Raw genomic sequence first — 2,377 nt, 5'->3', positions numbered from 1 at the left:
CAGTTTTTTTATAGAAATATAAATGGATTTGTATCTGTTTCAGAAACAATGATATTCACGTCAAACTTTTTATCATTACACATTGATGTCAGTTTTCTCGTGACGCCTTCTTTCATGATTTTTTCCGCGTAATGGCCCGGATCAACCACATTTAGGCCAAGCATCATCGCATCATGGGCCACATGGAAGTATAAATCTCCTGTGACGTAAACATCGGCTCCCTTTCGTTTTGCATGATGAATATACTTGTTTCCATCTCCGCCAAGAACAGCTACCTTTTTCACCATACTGTCAGCATCTCCCACCATTCTGACACCATTGACGTCAAGCTTGTCTTTCACAAATAAAGCGAATTCCTTGAGCGTCATCTCATTTTTAAGGATTCCGACACGGCCGAGCCCTTTTTCGGCGGGAGTCTGTTCGACAGGATAGATATCGTAAGCGACTTCTTCATATGGATGGCTTTTTATCATTGCATTGATAACAGCTTTTTCGACGCTTTTAGGAAATACAGTCTCAAGCCTTACTTCATGAACAAGCTCAAGCTCTCCCACTTCACCGATAAAAGGCTTAGCTCCGTCCAATGGCTTAAAGCTGCCGATTCCTTCAGATGAAAACGCGCAATGGCTGTATTCACCGATATGGCCGGCCCCCGCATTTCCGAGCGCGGCTCTGACCTGCTCTTCATATTCCTTCGGCACGTAAACTGCCAGCTTTTTCAGAGGATCCGTATAAGTAGGTGCCAGCACTTCCGTCTCACTCAGCTCTAATGCTTCAGCAAGCAAATCATTCACGCCGCCGTCCGCAACGTCTAAATTTGTATGAGCTGCATAAACAGCAATATCATGCTTCAAACACTTTTCAATTAACCTTCCGGCAGGCTGATCTGTTGAAATATGCTTTAGCGGTCGGAAAATAGGAGGATGGTGTGCAATAATCAAGTCAACCTCTTTTTCAATCGCTTCATCGATAACGCTCTCTAACACATCAAGTGTAACCATCACATTTTTAATTGGTTTGTTTAAAGTGCCGATTTGCAGGCCGATTTTATCTCCTTCAACCGCATAGGCTTTCGGGGAAAATTGTTCAAACAGCTGGATGATCTGCTGCCCATTTACACTTTTAGCCATGATCGATTACCTCCTTTAACAGCTCCATTCGATCGGCGAGCTCCTTTAATTTTTGTTTGTTTTGCTCTGTATCCGCCGCTTGGCTGATCTGTTCATAAATGCTTTGAGTGTGCTGAAGCTCTTGTGTCCACTTTTTCAAAAAGACAGCATTTTTTTCTTTTGCCAAGAAAGGGCCGACGAGCATCCCGGCTGATAAAGAAATACCGTCATAAGCCGCATCCCTGTCTCCCGCTTCTGCCACCAGCACCTCATAGCACTTTCCGTCCTCTTCAAGGATTACCTCATCTATCAGCGCATATCCTTCTTTATAAAGCCACTCCCTGATATGAACAGCATGAATATTCGGCTGTAAAATGAGCCGTTCCTTCCCCGTTAATTTGTCTTTGCCCGCTTCTAAAATGTGAGCGATCAAAGCCCCGCCCATTCCGGCAATCGTAATGGCATCAGCTTCACCTTTTTTAATCACTTCCAGTCCGTCTCCCTGCCTTACAGAAATGTGCGAGTTTAAGCCTGATTTTTCAACCTGCCGCTTTGCAGACAAAAATGGGCCGTCTGTTATTTCTCCGGCAATCGCCCCGCTGGCTTTATGATTCAGCACCGCATAACAAGGAAGGTATGCGTGGTCAGAGCCGATATCGGCCATCACCGCTCCATTCGGTATGTACTCCGCTACTGTTTGCAATCGTTTAGATAATTTTAATTCGTTCACTTGTCATCACAACTTTTCTCAATCATTTTTTCCTTTACTATCATATAAAAAATCAGCCCGGAATCCAAGCTGAAGCAAATGATTTTGAGATTATTTCTTTTGATGCGGGTCTGCACGCGGCAGTCAAAAATAAAAGGCTGTCGAGAACATCTCGGCGGCCTGTGAATGTATAAAGAGAAAAATAGTTCTTTTATTTAATTTTTGACACCCACTCTGCCATATCATCCAGCTTATCGGCCGGAACAAGACCGGAAGGCATTCCATTACCGCCTTTTTCGATCTTTGTTTTAATTTCAGCGACATCTTTCTTATCCCCTACACCTTTTAAGCTAGGACCCGAAACACCTTCATAATTTTCACCGTGGCATGCGATGCAGTTTGCCTTGTAAATTTCTTCTGGTGAAGCGTTTGCATCTTTCTTTTCAGCAGATTTGCTTTCTCCTCCGCTCGCAATCTCCCGAGAGTCATCAAGTCCTTTTACTGATAAAAAGAAAGTTAGACCAATTCCTAAAACAGCGATCAGCAAAAATGGAATAAG

3 protein-coding genes are annotated in these 2,377 nt (G+C 43.6%); all 3 read right to left on the bottom strand.

The window, feature by feature from the left end; genetic code table 11:
• Positions 1 to 8 precede the first annotated feature (8 nt).
• On the bottom strand, positions 9 to 1,130 hold the full coding sequence (locus tag RAC86_RS37850) for a Nif3-like dinuclear metal center hexameric protein (protein ID WP_131227635.1): 1,122 nt from the start codon (positions 1,128 to 1,130) through the stop codon (positions 9 to 11).
• The gene (gene trmK / locus RAC86_RS37845; RefSeq protein WP_069837638.1) at positions 1,123 to 1,773 is read right to left on the bottom strand and encodes a tRNA (adenine(22)-N(1))-methyltransferase TrmK; all 651 of its coding nucleotides are present in this window, start codon (positions 1,771 to 1,773) and stop codon (positions 1,123 to 1,125) included. Before trmK ends, RAC86_RS37850 begins: the two co-directional genes overlap by 8 nt.
• Positions 1,774 to 2,029: 256 nt before the next feature.
• A partial coding sequence (gene cccA, locus RAC86_RS37840; protein WP_377886874.1) for a cytochrome c550 occupies positions 2,030 to 2,377 on the bottom strand: 348 nt, incomplete at its 5' end.

It is taken from the genome of Bacillus sp. LR_5, assembly GCF_042709275.1.
This window is presented reverse-complemented; position numbering and strand designations above follow the sequence as displayed.